Here is a 15,715-nt window from a genome sequence, read left to right as displayed (position 1 = left end):
GATGTTCCTGCAACTTTTCGGCACGGTGGTGATCGCGGGCATCGTCGGCTATGCCAGCGAGAAAAGCGGCTTTACCCGCAACGGCTATCTCCCGTCGATCATCATCTGCGTCGGCGGTGCGTTCCTGTTTTACTTCATCCGCATCATGTTCGGCATCCGCTTCGGCGCGCCCGGGATTGATGCGATCCTGTCGTCGGTCGGCGCGCTGATCATCGTGCCGACCCATTGGCGCAGGCGGAGGTGAGGCATGGGTGTGGTCTACCTGATCATCGTGGGCGCGGCGGCGGGCTTTCTCGCCACGCGCCTGATGCGGATCGAGGCGGGGGTGGTGCAGACCGTGATGATCGGCATCGCTGGCGCGCTCATTGGCGGCGTGGTTATCCGGGTTTTGTTGATGGTGACGGGGCTGTTGGGCGGGCTGATTGGCGCGGTGCTGGGATCGCTGCTGCTGATCTGGCTCTACCAGATGTATCTGGGGCGCAAGTAGCGGCGGCCTCCAAAGGCTGGGCCCGCAATCAGCCCCTGCCGGGCGGTCCCGGGTTACAATTTGAGTCTTTCGCGCTCTGGTCTCATAGTTGGTGCATATCGGCGATTGGGGCCGGAAATGAAAAGGGCACCAAGGTTGGTTGGTGCCCTTTCCTTCATCAATCGGTATTGCTCAATGCGCCATGAAAACAGGTATCTTTGCTTGTTCCAGCATGTAGCGCGTGGCCCCGCCGAAGATCGCCTCGCGGAAGCGCGAGTGACCATAGGCCCCCATCACCACCATGTCGGCATCCATGTCACCCGCGTGGCGCAACAGCACGTCCGAGACGCGTGGCAGGGTCTTGGAGAGCACGTCGATCTCGACCTTGACGTCGTGACGCGCGAGATATTGCGACAAGAGGCCACCCGGATCAGAGCGGTTCGGTCCATGGGTCGGCGGATCAATCACCACGACATGCACCACATCCGCCGCCTTGAGCAGGGGCAGGGCGGCCCGCACCGCGCCAAGAGCTTCGCTGCTCTCGTTCCAGCCCAGCATGATGCGCGCGGGGCGTGGCACGGGAGCGCAACCGCTCGGGGCCACAAGGACCGGTGTGCGCCCTTCGAACAGCGCCGATTCGGTTACCGGCTCCAGTTCGGCACCACGTCCATCGCCGTAGGGCTGGGGCAAGATCACGAGGTCTGAAAACCGCGCACGCACCGCGACATGACGCCCCATGTCGGCCAGTTGGCTCACGCCGGACTCGACGCTCCAGCGCAGGGCGGACCCTCCGAGGACCTCGCGCGCCCGCGCTTCGATCGCCTCTGCGTCTTCCTGCGCGCGGGCGATCGTCTCCTGAAGCAGGATCGCACTGGCGCCTGCGTAGTAATATCCGGACTGGCTTCGGTCTACCCCGAGGCAAAGCACGTCAAGATGCGCGTCGTACTCTGTTGCCGCTGCCACAGCGTGAGCAAGGGTTTCTTCAACAAGAGACTCGTCGGTCAAAACTGAAAACAGGCTGTTGTAGGTCATGTCGCATTCCTTTGCGCGTTTAACACGATATGTCACATTAGGAGTGTAATGCATGCGCGCGCTTTGACGCGGATCAATCGAAGAGCGTCAGGGTTTTGACACAGATCAAGGATAGTTGAGTGCGATGCTAGCATTACGGGACCAGTCTAAACGCGCACGCGCGGGTCAGGGCGACTCGGGCGGAAAGAGACGAAGGGACGCAACATGACGAACTATATCAAGCTGATCGTGCTTGGTCTGATCACGCTTTTCGCGTTGATCGCGGCCAATTACGCGCGCGATCTGGCCTATCTGGTCAATGCGCTGACAGTGGCGCTGGTGGCCGGTGGCCTTTTTCTGTGGGTGCTGCGGCACACCGATGAGCCGACGGACAGTATCGACCTGTCGGGGGAATACATGGACGGTGTCGTGCGCGCCGGGGTGGTCGCGACGTGCCTTTGGGGCGTCGTTGGTTTCCTCGCGGGGACATTCATTGCCTTTCAACTTGCTTTTCCACAGCTCAATTTCGACTGGGCTCAGGGGTTTGCCAATTTTGGTCGGTTGCGTCCGCTGCACACAAGTGCGGTGATTTTCGCCTTTGGCGGCAATGCGCTGATTGCCACTTCATTCTATGTCGTGCAGCGCACAAGTGCCGCGCGGCTCTGGGGCGGGAACCTCGCGTGGTTCGTGTTCTGGGGCTATCAGCTGGTGATCGTGCTGGCCGCCACGGGCTATCTGCTCGGTGCCACGCAATCCAAGGAATACGCCGAGCCCGAGTGGTATGTCGACCTGTGGCTGACGGTGGTCTGGCTGGCCTATCTGGCCGTGTTCCTGGGCACTATCGTCAAGCGCAAGGAGCCGCATATCTACGTGGCCAACTGGTTTTACCTGTCGTTCATCATCACCGTGGCGATGCTGCATGTGGTCAACAACCTGAGCATCCCGGTTTCGGTCTTCGGCTCCAAGTCGGTGCAGGTCTTCTCGGGCGTGCAGGACGCGATGACGCAGTGGTGGTACGGGCATAACGCCGTGGGCTTCTTCCTCACTGCCGGGTTCCTCGGGATGATGTATTACTTCGTGCCGAAACAGGCCGAACGTCCGGTCTATTCCTACAAGCTGTCGATCATCCACTTCTGGGCGCTGATCTTCATCTATATCTGGGCCGGTCCGCACCACCTGCATTACACCGCGCTGCCGGACTGGGCCTCGACCCTCGGCATGGTGTTCTCGATCGTGCTGTGGATGCCGTCCTGGGGCGGGATGATCAACGGTCTGATGACGCTCTCGGGCGCGTGGGACAAGCTGCGCACCGATCCGATCATCCGCATGATGGTGATCTCCATCGGGTTCTACGGCATGTCGACCTTCGAAGGGCCGATGATGTCGATCCGGGCGGTCAACTCGCTGTCGCATTACACCGACTGGACCATCGGGCACGTGCACTCCGGTGCGCTCGGCTGGAACGGCATGATCACCTTCGGCGCGCTCTACTTCCTGGTGCCCAAGCTGTGGAACCGCGAGCGGCTCTATAGTCTGAGCCTGGTGAGCTGGCACTTCTGGCTGGCGACCATCGGCATCATTCTCTACGCCGCCGCCATGTGGGTGACGGGGATCATGGAGGGTCTGATGTGGCGCGAAGTGGATGCGAACGGTTTCCTCGTGAACTCTTTCGCCGATACCGTGGCCGCGAAACTGCCGATGTATATCGTGCGGGGCCTGGGCGGGGTGCTGTTCCTCTCTGGTGCCGTGATCATGTGCTACAACCTCTGGATGACTGTGAAGCGTTCGCCGGCCGTTGCGCCGACGAACAGCGCAGTCCCGGCTGAATAAGGAGGGCCGGAGAGATGGCAATTCTGGACAAACACGCAATCCTGGAAAAGAACGTCACGCTTCTGGCGATCTTTGCCTTCCTCGTGGTCACCATCGGGGGGATCGTACAGATCGCCCCGCTGTTCTGGCTCGAGAACACCATCGAGGACGTAGAGGGCATGCGCCCCTACTCCCCGCTGGAACTGACCGGGCGCGATATCTACGTGCGTGAGGGCTGTTACGTCTGCCATAGCCAGATGGTGCGCCCGATGCGCGATGAGGTGGAGCGCTATGGGCATTACTCATTGGCGGCGGAGTCGAAGTACGATCACCCGTTCCAGTGGGGGTCCAAGCGCACCGGGCCGGATCTGGCCCGTGTCGGGGGCCGCTATTCGGACGAGTGGCATGTCGATCACCTGCGCGATCCGCAATCGGTGGTGCCGGAATCAGTGATGCCGAAATACGGCTTCCTCGAGGACCGGCTGATCGAGCCGGAGCATATCGAGGATCTGCTGGGGACGCATCGTCTGGTTGGCGTACCCTATACCGACGAGATGATCGACAACGCCAAGGCAGATTTCAAGGTGCAGGTCGATCCGTTCGGCGATACCGACGGTCTGCTCTCGCGCTACCCCAAGGCGCAGGTGCGCAATTTTGACGGGCAACCGGGGATTTCCGAGGCCGATGCGTTGATCGCCTATCTGCAAATGCTGGGCACGCTGGTGGATTTCTCGACCTTCACGCCCGTTGCAAGCCGGTAAGGAGGACAGATCATGGAAACATATTCCCTGCTGCGCCAATTCGCCGATAGCTGGATGTTGCTGGTGCTCTTCGCGTTCTTCATCGGGGTGGTGATCTGGGTCTTTCGGCCCGGTGCCACGAAGACCTATGAGAACCCGTCGAACATCCCCTTCCGGCACGAAGACAAACCGGCACGCGACGACGATGCCGACGCCAAGGAGGCGTAAGACATGGCCAAGAAACCAACCAAGAAACAGGAACCGGATACCACCGGCCACGAGTGGGACGGTATCCAGGAATACAACAACCCCTTGCCGCGCTGGTGGCTGTGGACCTTTTACGCCACTATTGTCTGGGCGCTTTGGTATGTCATCGCCTATCCCGCCTGGCCGCTGATCAACGAGGCGACGGCAGGCTACAAGGGCTGGTCGACCCGCGCCAATGTGGCCGAGGAGATCGCCGAGGCCGAGGCCGCCAATGCCGAGATCAACGCACAACTCGCGTCTGTTGAACTGACCGGGATCGCCGACAACCCGGAGCTTCAGGGCTATGCCACATCGGCGGGATCGGCCGTGTTCAAGACCTGGTGCGCACAGTGCCACGGCTCGGGGGCGGCGGGGGCCAAGGGCTATCCCAATCTACAGGACGATGCATGGCTCTGGGGCGGCACGATCGAGGATATCCATTACACCGTGGCGCACGGTATCCGCAACGAGGAGGATCCCGATTCGCGGTATTCCGAGATGCCGGCCTTTGGCGATATTCTGGAGTCTGCGCAGATCGAAGAGGTCGTCAACTACGTGATGTCGCTCTCGGGCGAGCCGCAGGATGCCAGCCTCGTGGCGGCAGGTGAGACGGTGTTCATGGATAACTGCGCCGCCTGTCACGGCGAGCAGGCGCAGGGCGATATCTATCAGGGTGCGCCCAACCTTTCGGATGCGATCTGGCTCTATGGCGGGGATTACGAGACGGTGAAATACACGGTCGTCAATTCGCGCTATGGCGTGATGCCACCGATGGGCGGGGCCGATCTGAGCGAGGCCGAGATCCGCGCCGTCGCGCTCTATGTCCACCAGTTGGGCGGGGGCGAGTAAGCCCTGAAAAGAATACCCCGGGCCGCGAGGCCCGGGGGATGGCACCGGTCTTTCCGTCCTGTTCGCGCGTTTCCTGGAAGGACCGGTGCCGATTTCACCGGCAGATTGTTTGATTTGTCAAGCTGGCCCGCGTCTTGGTGTGTTGTTGCCATTCGATCAGCAGACCTGGCGCGGAACAAGGCCGAAGGCCGCCGCGCCATCGCCAGGCCGCCCCCACGGACTGGCGATTTGTCCAAGTCGGCGCGCCGATCGGGGCTTTTCGGATTTGGCAGATATAAAGTGCACTGAAAGATCGTTAGATCGCCAGCCCGCGGCCTGGCAATGGCGCGGCTCACTCCAACTGCAGCTTCAGGCCAAGACTGTCTTTCGTCGCGCCATTCCGCTCTGATCCGGTTCAGGCTTAGTACCGCCGCCGGGCCACAAGATGCGCCTCAAGATCCGCGCCGCTGCGTGCGTCGAACCGTTCTGCCGGCGGCCAGTGGGCGCGGCCCTGATGGCGGTGGCGGGTCTCGGGGCCGGTATCTGTCCGGGTGGCCGTTCTGAAAGTATTCGCGAAGATTCCAAGCATCGTTTCGTCCTTTCCTGTGCTGCTGTTATGCGCTCAATATGGGGCATAATGGCATGACACGCGACTCTGGAAAATTTCCAACTTGTAAGCTAGGCTAACATCATGGATTGGCAGGCCCTTCCCCCTCTGACCGCGCTGCGCGCCTTTGCGGCCTTGGCCGAGACCGGCGGCACAGCCGCCGCCGGGGCGCGGCTCAATGTCAGCCACGCGGCTGTCAGCCAACAGGTCAAGCAGCTTGAGGCGCATCTGGGCGTGGCGCTGGTGGACCGGACGGGGCGGCAGTTGCGGCTGACCGCAGAGGGGCGCGATCTGGCCGATGCGCTCAATCTGGGCTTTGGTGCGATCGCGCGGGCGGTCGAGACGCTGACCGGTGCCGATGCCGACCGCCCGCTGCAAATCTCGGCGACGCCAAGTTTTGCGGCGCATTGGTTGATGCCCTGCCTGAGCGCGTTCCGGCAGGCGCATCCGCAGATCGACCTGATGATCGACCCGACACCGCAGCTCGTCGAGATGGAGCCGGGCAGTATAGATATTGCCTTGCGCTATGGCACCGGGCAGTGGCCGGGGCTGGAGGCGGCGCTTTTGTTCCGCTCGCCCATCGTCGCGGTCGCGGCGCCACAGCTTGTGGACGGCAAGCAGATTGACAGCCCTGCCGATCTGGCCGCGCTGCCGTGGTTGCAGGAATTCGGCACCAATGAGGCCAGCGACTGGCTGCGCCGTCGCGGCGTGGTCAAGGAGCGCGCGGCGGGGCTTGTGCAAGTGCCCGGCAACCTGCTGCTCGATGGGTTGCGCAACGGGCAGGGCGTGGCGGTGACGGTGCGCGAATGGGTGCGGCAGGATATCGCGGCCGGTCGGTTGCGGCTTTTGTTCGAAGATGCCGAGGACTCGGGCTATTATATCGTTACGCGGCCGGGTGTGCTGCGCGCGCCGGCCAAGGCGTTTGTCACATGGTTGCGCCGACAGGCGCGAGAGACTGTCTTCTGTGAATAGATCGATTCAGGAGTCAGAATTTGATGCAGGTCAAAGCTCTTGACCCGGCATACTGCGAAAAGACGATCAGCGAAGTAAAAATATCGGAGTAGCTCCGTGGCCGATTCTCAGCCAGACGCCCCTCAATCCCTCTATGCCGCGCGCGAGCCGGTGTTTCCCAAAAAGGTCTATGGCCCGTTCCGCAACCTGAAATGGGTGATCATGATCGTCACCCTGGGCATTTATTATATCACCCCGTGGATCCGCTGGGACAGGGGCCCGAACCTGCCGGATCAGGCGGTGTTGCTCGATCTGGCGGAGCGGCGGTTCTTCTTTTTCTGGATCGAGATCTGGCCGCATGAATTCTATTTCGTGGCCGGGCTGCTGGTGATGGCCGGTCTCGGCCTCTTCCTGTTCACCTCGGCGCTGGGCCGGGTCTGGTGCGGCTATGCCTGCCCGCAGACCGTGTGGACCGATCTCTTCATCCTCGTGGAACGCTGGATCGAAGGCGACCGCAACGCGCGCCTGCGTCTTCATCGGCAAAAGAAGCTGGATGTGCGCAAGGTGCGGCTGCGGCTGACCAAGTGGATCACGTGGGCTTTGATCGCGGCGGCCACAGGGGGCGCGTGGGTGTTCTACTTTACCGATGCGCCGACGCTCTTGGTCGATCTCTTCACCCTCGATGCGCATCCGATCGCCTACACCACCATTGCCGTCCTGACCGGCACCACGTTTTTCTTTGGCGGGTTCGCGCGCGAGCAGATCTGCATCTATGCCTGCCCCTGGCCGCGTATTCAGGCCGCGATGATGGATGAGGACACGCTCACCGTCGGGTATCGCGAATGGCGGGGCGAGCCGCGCAAGAATTCCGAAGAGGTCAGGGCCGGGGCCGAGCAGGGCGATTGCATCGACTGCATGGCCTGCGTCAATGTCTGCCCGGTGGGGATCGATATTCGTGAGGGTCAGCAACTCGAATGCATCACCTGCGCGCTCTGTATCGACGCCTGCGACGACATCATGGCCAAGATCGGCAAGCCGCGCGGGCTGATCGACTACATGGCGCTTACCGACGAGGTGAACGAACGTGCGGGCAAACCGCCCAAGCCGATCTGGAAGCACATTTTCCGTCCGCGCACGATATTGTATACTGCATTGTGGTCGCTGGTTGGGATTGGTCTCGTGGTCGCGCTGTTCATCCGGTCGGATATCGACATGACCGTGGCGCCGGTGCGCAATCCGACCTTTGTCACCCTGTCCGATGGCTCGATCCGCAACACCTACGAGGTGCGTCTGCGCAACAAGCATCACGAGGCGCGGCGCTTCAATCTGGCGGTGACGGGTGATCCGGCGGTACGGCTGCAACTCGAGGGCACGCCCTACAGCTCGATCATGGTGCCCGCCGACGAGATGCGCCTGCAACGGGTCTATCTGGTCGCCGCACCGGGGTCTGATGCGGCGCAGGAAGAGCGGTCGGATGTCCGGCTCTGGATCGAGGACACGCTGAACGGCGAGCGCGCCTACAAGGACACGATCTTCAACGGAAAGGACAATTGATGACCGAGCGTCAGATCACCGGCAAGCATGTCTTCATCGGCTTTGCCGCCGCCTTTTCGATCATCATCGCGGTCAATCTGGTGCTGGCCTTTTCGGCGGTGCGCACTTTTCCGGGGCTGGAGGTCAAGAATTCCTATGTCGCCAGTCAGGAATTCAACGAGCGCAAGGCCGCGCAGGAGGGGCTGGGCTGGACCATCGCGGCGGAGCATGCGGACGGGGTGCTGACCCTTGGGATCACCGATGACGCGGGCCAGCCTGTCGAGGTGGCACGGCTGGAGGCCACGGTGGGGCGCGCGACGCATGTGTTCGACGACCAGACCCCCGAGTTTCGCTTTGACGGCACCGCCTATGTCGCCCCCGTGGCGCTGGGCGATGGCAACTGGAACATCCGCATGAAGGCGTGGGACGAGGCCGGCACGCTCTTTCAGCAGCGGGTCGTTCTGCACAAGGACTAGGATATGACTGCCACAATGCGCCCCACGCCCTCGGCCTGTCCGGCCTGCTCCGCTGCGCCTGCGGCAGAGGCATTGGCGGCGCGCGAGCTGCCCAATGCGCAGATTGCCCTGTCATTGCCGACGATCCATTGCTCGGCTTGCATCTCCAAGATCGAGCGGGCGCTGAACGATCATCCGCAGGTCAATTCGGCGCGGGTCAACCTGACGCTCAAGCGGGCCAGCATCGACGCCGCCCCTGAGGTGACGGCAGAGGAGATGCGCGCGCTCGTCGAGGGGCTGGGATACGAGGCGCATGAGCTCGATGCGGGCACGCTGAATGCCACCGCGACGGACAAGGCGGGGCGTGATCTGCTGATGCGGCTGGCCGTGGCGGGCTTTGCCAGCATGAATGTCATGCTCCTGTCGGTCTCGGTCTGGTCGGGGGCAGAGGATGCGACGCGGGACATGTTCCACTGGATCTCGGCGGCGATCACGTTGCCCGCGATTGCCTTTTCCGGGGTGCCGTTCTTTCGCAATGCCTGGGCCGCGCTGCGCAACGGGCGGCTCAACATGGATGTGCCGATCGTTCTGGCCATCGTTCTGGCCATCGTCACCTCGCTGTGGGAAACGATGCTATCGGGCGCGCATGCCTATTTCGACGCCGCTCTTGCGCTGACGTTCTTCCTGCTGGCCGGGCGCTATCTCGATCACCGGACGCGGGCCATTGCCCGCTCTGCCGCCGAGGAACTGACCGCGCTGGAAGTGCCGCGCGCGACGCGGGTCAGGGACGGCGTCGAAGAAGTGGTGAACGTGGCCGACCTGGCCGTGGGCGATCTGATCCTCGTGCGGCCCGGCGGGCGGATGCCGGTGGATGGCGAGATCGTGCAAGGCACGTCCGAGATCGACCGCTCGTTGCTCACCGGCGAGACGCTGCCGGTCTTTGCTGGCGAGGGGCAGGCGGTCAGCGCGGGCGAGGTCAATCTGACCGGCCCGCTGATCATCCGCGCCAGTGCCGTGGGGGCCGAAACCTCGCTGCACCGGATGGCCGATCTTGTGGCGATCGCGGAATCGGGGCGCTCGCGCTACACCTCGCTGGCTGATAAGGCGGCCAAGCTTTATGCGCCGGGCGTGCATATCCTGTCGGGGCTGAGTTTCATCGGCTGGTATCTCTATACCTGGGACATGCGCACGGCGCTCAATATCGCCGCTGCCGTGCTGATCATCACCTGCCCCTGTGCGCTTGGCCTTGCCGTGCCAGCGGTCACCACGGCGGCCTCGGGGCGGCTCTTTCGCCGGGGGATGCTGATCAAGCACGAAACCGCGCTGGAGCGGCTGGCACAGGTCGACACGGTGGTGTTCGACAAGACCGGCACGCTGACCACAGGTACGCCGCATCTGACCAATCTCGACGCCCTGCCGCGCGACGCGGTGGAAACGGCGCTGGCACTGGCGCAGGGCTCGTCGCATCCGCTGGCGCAGGCGACCACCAAGGCGGCGCGCGCGGCGGGCTATGCGGCGGCGGAGGTGGCTGACGTGACCGAGGTGCCGGGCTATGGCACCAAGGGGCTGATTGCAGGCGAGGAGGTGCGGCTTGGCCGCGCAAGCTGGACCGGGGCCGAGGGACTGGCACAGACCGCGACCTATCTGAAGATCGGCGATGCGGCCCCTCTGGCGCTGACCTTTACCGATGCCCTGCGCCCCGGCGCAGAGGAGGCGATGCAGGCGCTCGTCAAAGGGGGCAAGCGCGTGATCCTGATGTCGGGCGACACCACCCCGGCGGTGGAGGCATTGGCGCAGCGTCTGGGTATCCCGCAGTGGATGGCCGAGGCACTGCCCGCCGACAAGGCGGCGCGCGTCGAGGCGCTGCGCGCCGAGGGGGCGCATGTGCTGATGGTGGGCGACGGGCTCAACGATACCGCCGCATTGGCCGCGGCGCATGTGTCGATCTCGCCGGCCACCGCGCTCGATGCCGCACGGGTGGCATCGGATATCGTGCTTCTGGGCAATGACCTCTCGCCCATCGGGGCGGCGTGCGAGACGGCCAAATCCGCCACCCGCCGCATCCGCGAAAACTTTCGCATCGCGACGGTCTACAACATTATCGCGGTGCCGCTGGCGGTGGCAGGGCTGGCGACGCCGCTGATCGCGGCCTTGGCCATGTCGCTCAGTTCGATTACGGTGTCCCTGAATGCCCTGCGACTGAGGTAAGCGATGAATATCCTCACCTACCTGATCCCGATCTCGCTCATTCTTGGGGGCGTTGGCCTCGTGGCCTTCGTCTACACGGTGCGCAGCAACCAGTATGACGACCCCGAGGGCGACGCGCGGCGCATCCTGTCGGATGACTGGGACGACCACCCCAAACCCTGAGCCATTTTCTTCTGGCCGGAAATATCCCGGGGGATTGGGGGCTGGCCCCCAATCCGGCGGCTGTCAGCTTGGCCCGATCATAAAGCAGGTGACCTGCTTGGCCTGCAAGCGGCGGCAGGCGAGGTCGGCGCTTTCGCGGGTCATGCCCATGAAATTCGCATCGAACCCGGTGGGCCGCTTCACGACCTTTCGCAGGCTTCCATCCAATGCCGACATCTCGCTGAGGGCGGTTTTCAAGAGAACCTGACGCGCCTTGTACTGGCTGGGGTAGCGGCCCACGTTGACGCCCCAGTGCCGACCGCCGGACGTGGAAACGCGGGTCACGACCTCCGGCTCGGGATCGCTGGCCTGCACGCTGGCGAGCACGATGTCGTCGGGGCGTGGTTCAGGGCGAATGTCGGGTGTGACCGAAATGCTGCCTTGGGCCACCGCCTCTGTTGCAGGCGTCGCATCGGCCACTTGTTGTGCGGCTTCCAGAGCACGTTCTATGTCGGCCTTGTCGGCGACAAGGAGCGGAGCCGGTTCAGCCAGCGGACGGGGTTGCGGGCGCAGGCTCTGCCGGACGGCAGCAGCGGATGTGAGGCGCACGGTCTTGGCGGCATAGGCCGGGCGGTCTTCGCCCGCCGCAATCATGACCGGGGTATTGCCCAGCTTGCCGAGATAGGCCGGACGGGTCGGGCGGACGAGCGCCACGCGGCTCGGTGATTTCTTGAAGCCCAGATCCAGAAGCTCCGCGACCTTGGCATTGCGCGATGTCGTGGACTGACCGCCAAACACGGTTGCGATGATCCGCTCTCCGCCGCGTTCAGCGCTTGCGGTGAGGTTGAACCCGGCCGCGCGGGTATAGCCGGTCTTGATCCCGTCCGCGCCGCGATACGCCTGGAGCATGCGCCGGTTGGTATGGCTGACCGAGCGGAGCCCCGCATCGGCGGTGATCCGGGAAAAGAGATTGTAATACTGCGGGTAATCGTAGAACAGGTGCCGCCCCATGATCGTCATGTCGCGGGCGGTGGACAGGTGCCCGCTCTCGGTCAGGCCATGGGCATTCTTGAATGTCGTGCGAGTCATGCCAAGCGCCTTGGCGGTGCGGTTCATACGGCGTGCGAATTGCGCCTCTGACCCTTCGATCGCTTCTCCAAGGGCGGTCGCGGCGTCGTTGGCTGATTTCACGGCCGCCGCACGGATCAAATAGCGCAACGCGATGCTCTGACCGGGGCGCAGGCCGAGTTTGCTGGGCGGTTCGCTGGCGGCGAATTTGGAAATACGAACCTTGTCATCCAGCCCGATTTCACCGTTCTCAACCGCCTCGAAGACGATGTAGAGGGTCATCATCTTGGTGAGAGACGCCGGGTGAAGCCGCGTATCCGCGTTGCGTGAATAGAGCACCTTGCCATTTCGTGCGTCCATGACCAGACCGGCATAAGGTGCCGCTGACGCGCTCAGTGGAACGATGATCAACATCCAGATCATCGCCAATAGCACCAGTCCCCAATGGACCGGGTTACTGCCCCGTGTTTTCATAGAACCGCTCTTTTTACTGCCTCGCGCCGCCGATTTTTCGACTGACATTTATTTATACCGTTAATGATACCATAAGAGCGTTTCTGTTTAAAGCGTTCATTTACATGGTGTTTTTCAGATTATGCACGCGTGTTGGGCCAATATGTAGTGGCGCCTCGGGCTCTATCCCCCAGATAATCCCCGCATGCCGGGGGCGGCATGACGCGCCTGCTTTCATCGGCCCGTGCATTAGGCCTGCACGGGCCGATTGCCGCCTGTCAGAACTGGATCAGTTCAGGGCCTTGTCTGTGACCTCATGCGTCCAGGCCCCGTCTCCGGGATGCTTGCTGATCACCGGATCAGAGCCGCCGGACAGCAAGGATTGCACGGTGCGCTCATAGTCCTCGGGGTCGAGCGCGCCATTCGAGCCGGCCGTGAGCTTGGCCACTTCGCTCATCATGCGGATCTGGTGCTTTTCGGTCTGCGCCCCGGTGGCGTCATTGTCGAGCACGATCATCGCGGCCTCCTCGGGGTTTTCTTCCGCCCATTTCCAGCCTTTCATCGAGGCCCGCACGAAGCGCGCGAGCTTGTCAACCTCGGCCGGGTCGTCGAGCTTTTCCTCCAGCACATAAAGCCCGTCCTCAAGCGTGGCGACGCCCTGATTCTCGTATTTGAACGTGATCAGCTGATCCTCGGTGATGCCGGCATCGATCACTTGCCAGTACTCGTTATAGGTCATGGTCGAGATGCAGTCGGCCTGCTTTTGCAACAGCGGATCGACGTTGAAGCCCTGTTTCAACACGGTCACGCCATCCTCGCCGCCATCGGTGGGGATGCCCAACTGGCTCATCCATGACAGGAACGGAAACTCGTTGCCAAAGAACCAGACGCCCAGCGTGCGCCCCGGAAAGTCCTCTGGTCCGGTGACCCCGGTTTCCTTGAGGCAGGTCAGCATCATGCCCGAGGATTTAAACGGCTGTGCGATATTCACCAGCGGCAGGCCCTTTTCGCGCGCCGAAAGGGCGGCGGGCATCCATTCCACTGTTACATCCGCGCCACCGCCCGCAATCACCTGTGTGGGGGCAATGTCGGGCCCGCCCGGTTTGATGGTGACGTCGAGATCCTCGTCCTCGTAAAAGCCGCGATCCTGCGCCACGTAATAGCCCGCGAATTGCGCTTGGGTGACCCATTTGAGTTGTAGCGTGAGGTCGTCGGCCGCCTGCGCCATGCCTGCGAGGCCGGTCAGCGCCGCGAGGCTAAAAGTTCCAATCAGTGTCTTCATCTTTCTTCTCCCGTGTTGAGGTGTTTGTCTGCCTTATGCCCGGCCTCTTTGTGACGGATGCCAGAAGGTCACCGTCTTTTCGATCAGCGCAACCGCGCCGTAGAACCCAGAGCCTGCGAGGGCCGCGACCACGATCTCGGCCCAGACCAGATCGAGCGCCAATTGCCCGACGGAGGTGGATATGCGAAAGCCCATGCCCTTGATCGGTGATCCGAAGAATTCGGCGACGATTGCCCCGATCAGCGCCAGCGTCGTTGCGATCTTGAGGCCGTTGAAGAGAAACGGCATCGCCGCTGGCAGGCGTAGCTTGAACAGCGTCTGCCAATAGCTTGCCCCATAGGTCCGCATCAGGTCGCGCTGCATGGAATCGGTGTCGGTCAGCCCCTGCACGGTGTTCACGAGCATGGGAAAGAACACCATGACCACCACCACCGCCGCCTTGGATTGCCAGTCAAAGCCGAACCACATGACCAGAATGGGCGCCATGCCGATGATTGGCAATGCGGCCACGAAATTGCCCACGGGCAAGAGCCCGCGTTGCAGGAACGGAAACCGGTCGATGGCGATGGCCGTGAGAAACGCCGCGCCACAGCCCATGACATAGCCGGTCAGCGCGCCTTTGAGGGCGGTCTGAACAAAATCCTGCCAGAGGATATGCGTGGATTTGGCAAATGTCGCGGCAATCGCGGTGGGGGCGGGCAAGAGCACCGGCGAGATTGACAATCCGCGCACAAGGCATTCCCAGATCACGATTACCGTCACACCGAATATCACCGGCACGATGAACCTGTTGAGCCGCGTCTTGGGTTGATGCGAAAGGCGGGAATTGACCCACCATCCGAGTGCCCAGACCACAAGCGCAAGTGCCAGCCACCCCATCACGCCATCCCCATCTTTTTCAGCGTGATCCGTTGCAAGAGGCCAATCAACCCGACCAGAACCGCCGCCAGTGTCGCGGCCATGATCAGCGCGCTCCAGATCTGGATGGTCTGGCCATAATAGCTACCCGCCAGCAGGCGCGCGCCCAGCCCCGCGACCGCCCCTGTGGGCAACTCGCCCACGATGGCCCCTACCAGGCTTGCGGCCATGCCGACCTTCAATGATGTAAAGAGATACGGCATCGACGAGGGCAGGCGCAGCCGCCAGAAAGTCTGGCTCGCACTCGCATTCCATGTGCGCATCTGGTCGAGTTGCATGGGCGACGGGCTGCGCAGCCCCTTGACCATGCCGACCACCACCGGAAAGAACGACAGGTACATCGAGATCATCGCCTTGGGCAACAGCCCGGAAATGCCGACCGCGTTCAAGACCACGATGATCATCGGCGCGATGGCGAGAATGGGAATCGTCTGGCTGGCGATGACCCATGGCATCACGCTCATATCCATCGTGCGATTGTAGACGATCCCGATGGCCAAGGCGATCCCGAGACCGGTGCCCAGCAGAAACCCGAGCGCCGTGGCGCTGAACGTGATCCAGCTGTGATAAAACAGCGAGCGTTTGGACATGCCGCGCCCGGCAAGCGCCATCGCGCCGGTCGTGTTCCAGATCTCGGCGGCAACCTGATGCGGGGCGGGCAGCTTGGGTTTGTCCTGCGACCATGTGTCGGCGACGATGGCGCTCAGGCTGATCTCCTGCCCCGCCCGCGCGGCCTGATCTCTCGCCCATTGCGCATTGAGCGCCACGGCGGCGGCATACCATATCAGCACGATTGCGGCGACGATGGTGAGAATGGGCAGCAGATTGCGCATCATGCCCCCGCTGCTTTCACTGTTCCGCAAATACTCAAATACCGGCACTGAAACAGAGCGCGAATTTTGAGTATTTTAAGAACGATGAAAGGAATTGGTGGTTTCCTGCGGCCACGGTACAGGCTGGAGAGCCGATGACCGTGAACGGTGAAAGTCCCTCTCCCCG

Annotated in this window: 17 protein-coding genes; 11 read left to right on the top strand and 6 right to left on the bottom strand. The window is 62.5% G+C overall.

What is annotated here, in order from left to right:
* Position 1 precedes the first annotated feature (1 nt).
* Together Q0X85_RS14790 and Q0X85_RS14785 are read left to right on the top strand one after the other, a co-directional pair.
* Entirely contained in the window at positions 2-244 is a 243-nt protein-coding gene (locus Q0X85_RS14790) for a hypothetical protein (protein WP_297773142.1), read from the top strand.
* Positions 245-247: 3 nt separating this feature from the next.
* Positions 248-487 (top strand): GlsB/YeaQ/YmgE family stress response membrane protein, encoded by a 240-nt coding sequence (locus Q0X85_RS14785; protein WP_297773140.1) that lies wholly within the window; start codon positions 248-250, stop codon positions 485-487.
* Between the two features lie 171 nt (positions 488-658).
* Here Q0X85_RS14785 and Q0X85_RS14780 read toward each other — a convergent pair whose 3' ends face one another.
* The gene (locus Q0X85_RS14780; protein WP_297773138.1) at positions 659-1,498 is read right to left on the bottom strand and encodes a universal stress protein; all 840 of its coding nucleotides are present in this window, start codon (positions 1,496-1,498) and stop codon (positions 659-661) included.
* A gap of 204 nt (positions 1,499-1,702) precedes the next feature.
* Between Q0X85_RS14780 and ccoN the strand changes: the two genes are divergently transcribed.
* The 4 genes from ccoN to ccoP are packed head-to-tail and all read left to right on the top strand — an operon-like array spanning position 1,703 to position 5,121.
* On the top strand, positions 1,703-3,307 hold the full coding sequence (ccoN, locus tag Q0X85_RS14775; protein ID WP_297773137.1) for a cytochrome-c oxidase, cbb3-type subunit I: 1,605 nt from the start codon (positions 1,703-1,705) through the stop codon (positions 3,305-3,307).
* A gap of 14 nt (positions 3,308-3,321) precedes the next feature.
* A complete protein-coding gene (gene ccoO, locus Q0X85_RS14770) occupies positions 3,322-4,047 on the top strand; it encodes a cytochrome-c oxidase, cbb3-type subunit II (protein WP_297773135.1) in 726 nt (241 codons plus the stop codon).
* A gap of 12 nt (positions 4,048-4,059) precedes the next feature.
* Positions 4,060-4,254, top strand: a complete 195-nt coding sequence (locus tag Q0X85_RS14765; RefSeq protein ID WP_297773134.1) for a cbb3-type cytochrome c oxidase subunit 3 — start codon at positions 4,060-4,062, stop codon at positions 4,252-4,254.
* A 3-nt stretch (positions 4,255-4,257) separates the two neighbouring features.
* Entirely contained in the window at positions 4,258-5,121 is an 864-nt protein-coding gene (gene ccoP, locus Q0X85_RS14760; protein ID WP_297773132.1) for a cytochrome-c oxidase, cbb3-type subunit III, read from the top strand.
* 400 nt (positions 5,122-5,521) lie between these two features.
* Here the strand turns inward: ccoP and Q0X85_RS14755 are convergent, their stop codons facing one another.
* Positions 5,522-5,689: a hypothetical protein gene (locus tag Q0X85_RS14755; protein ID WP_297773130.1), complete on the bottom strand. Its 168-nt coding sequence runs from the start codon at positions 5,687-5,689 to the stop codon at positions 5,522-5,524.
* Between the two features lie 102 nt (positions 5,690-5,791).
* Between Q0X85_RS14755 and Q0X85_RS14750 the strand changes: the two genes are divergently transcribed.
* The 5 genes from Q0X85_RS14750 (at position 5,792) to ccoS (ending at position 11,016) form a co-directional block, all read left to right on the top strand.
* Entirely contained in the window at positions 5,792-6,679 is an 888-nt protein-coding gene (locus tag Q0X85_RS14750) for a LysR family transcriptional regulator (protein ID WP_297773128.1), read from the top strand.
* A gap of 96 nt (positions 6,680-6,775) precedes the next feature.
* Positions 6,776-8,212 (top strand): cytochrome c oxidase accessory protein CcoG, encoded by a 1,437-nt coding sequence (gene ccoG / locus Q0X85_RS14745; protein ID WP_297773126.1) that lies wholly within the window; start codon positions 6,776-6,778, stop codon positions 8,210-8,212.
* Positions 8,212-8,667, top strand: a complete 456-nt coding sequence (locus Q0X85_RS14740) for a FixH family protein (RefSeq protein WP_297773124.1) — start codon at positions 8,212-8,214, stop codon at positions 8,665-8,667. The genes ccoG and Q0X85_RS14740 overlap by 1 nt, the downstream gene beginning before the upstream one ends.
* A gap of 3 nt (positions 8,668-8,670) precedes the next feature.
* Entirely contained in the window at positions 8,671-10,854 is a 2,184-nt protein-coding gene (locus tag Q0X85_RS14735) for a heavy metal translocating P-type ATPase (RefSeq protein WP_297773122.1), read from the top strand.
* Between the two features lie 3 nt (positions 10,855-10,857).
* Complete coding sequence (gene ccoS / locus Q0X85_RS14730; RefSeq protein ID WP_037241323.1) at positions 10,858-11,016, top strand: cbb3-type cytochrome oxidase assembly protein CcoS; 159 nt, start codon at positions 10,858-10,860, stop codon at positions 11,014-11,016.
* A 63-nt stretch (positions 11,017-11,079) separates the two neighbouring features.
* Here ccoS and Q0X85_RS14725 read toward each other — a convergent pair whose 3' ends face one another.
* The 4 genes from Q0X85_RS14725 to Q0X85_RS14710 form a co-directional block, all read right to left on the bottom strand.
* The gene (locus Q0X85_RS14725; protein WP_297773121.1) at positions 11,080-12,537 is read right to left on the bottom strand and encodes a D-alanyl-D-alanine carboxypeptidase family protein; all 1,458 of its coding nucleotides are present in this window, start codon (positions 12,535-12,537) and stop codon (positions 11,080-11,082) included.
* Positions 12,538-12,805: 268 nt separating this feature from the next.
* Positions 12,806-13,798 (bottom strand): ABC transporter substrate-binding protein, encoded by a 993-nt coding sequence (locus Q0X85_RS14720; protein WP_297773120.1) that lies wholly within the window; start codon positions 13,796-13,798, stop codon positions 12,806-12,808.
* 33 nt (positions 13,799-13,831) lie between these two features.
* Complete coding sequence (locus tag Q0X85_RS14715; protein ID WP_297773118.1) at positions 13,832-14,677, bottom strand: ABC transporter permease; 846 nt, start codon at positions 14,675-14,677, stop codon at positions 13,832-13,834.
* A complete protein-coding gene (locus Q0X85_RS14710; protein ID WP_297773115.1) occupies positions 14,677-15,552 on the bottom strand; it encodes an ABC transporter permease in 876 nt (291 codons plus the stop codon). Before Q0X85_RS14710 ends, Q0X85_RS14715 begins: the two co-directional genes overlap by 1 nt.
* Between the last annotated feature and the right edge of the window lie 163 nt (positions 15,553-15,715).

Origin of the sequence: uncultured Roseovarius sp. (assembly GCF_947259555.1) — a bacterium.
Lineage (GTDB): Bacteria > Pseudomonadota > Alphaproteobacteria > Rhodobacterales > Rhodobacteraceae > Roseovarius.
The sequence above is the reverse complement of the archived record's forward strand: the minus strand, read 5'-3'. Positions and strand labels throughout refer to the sequence as shown.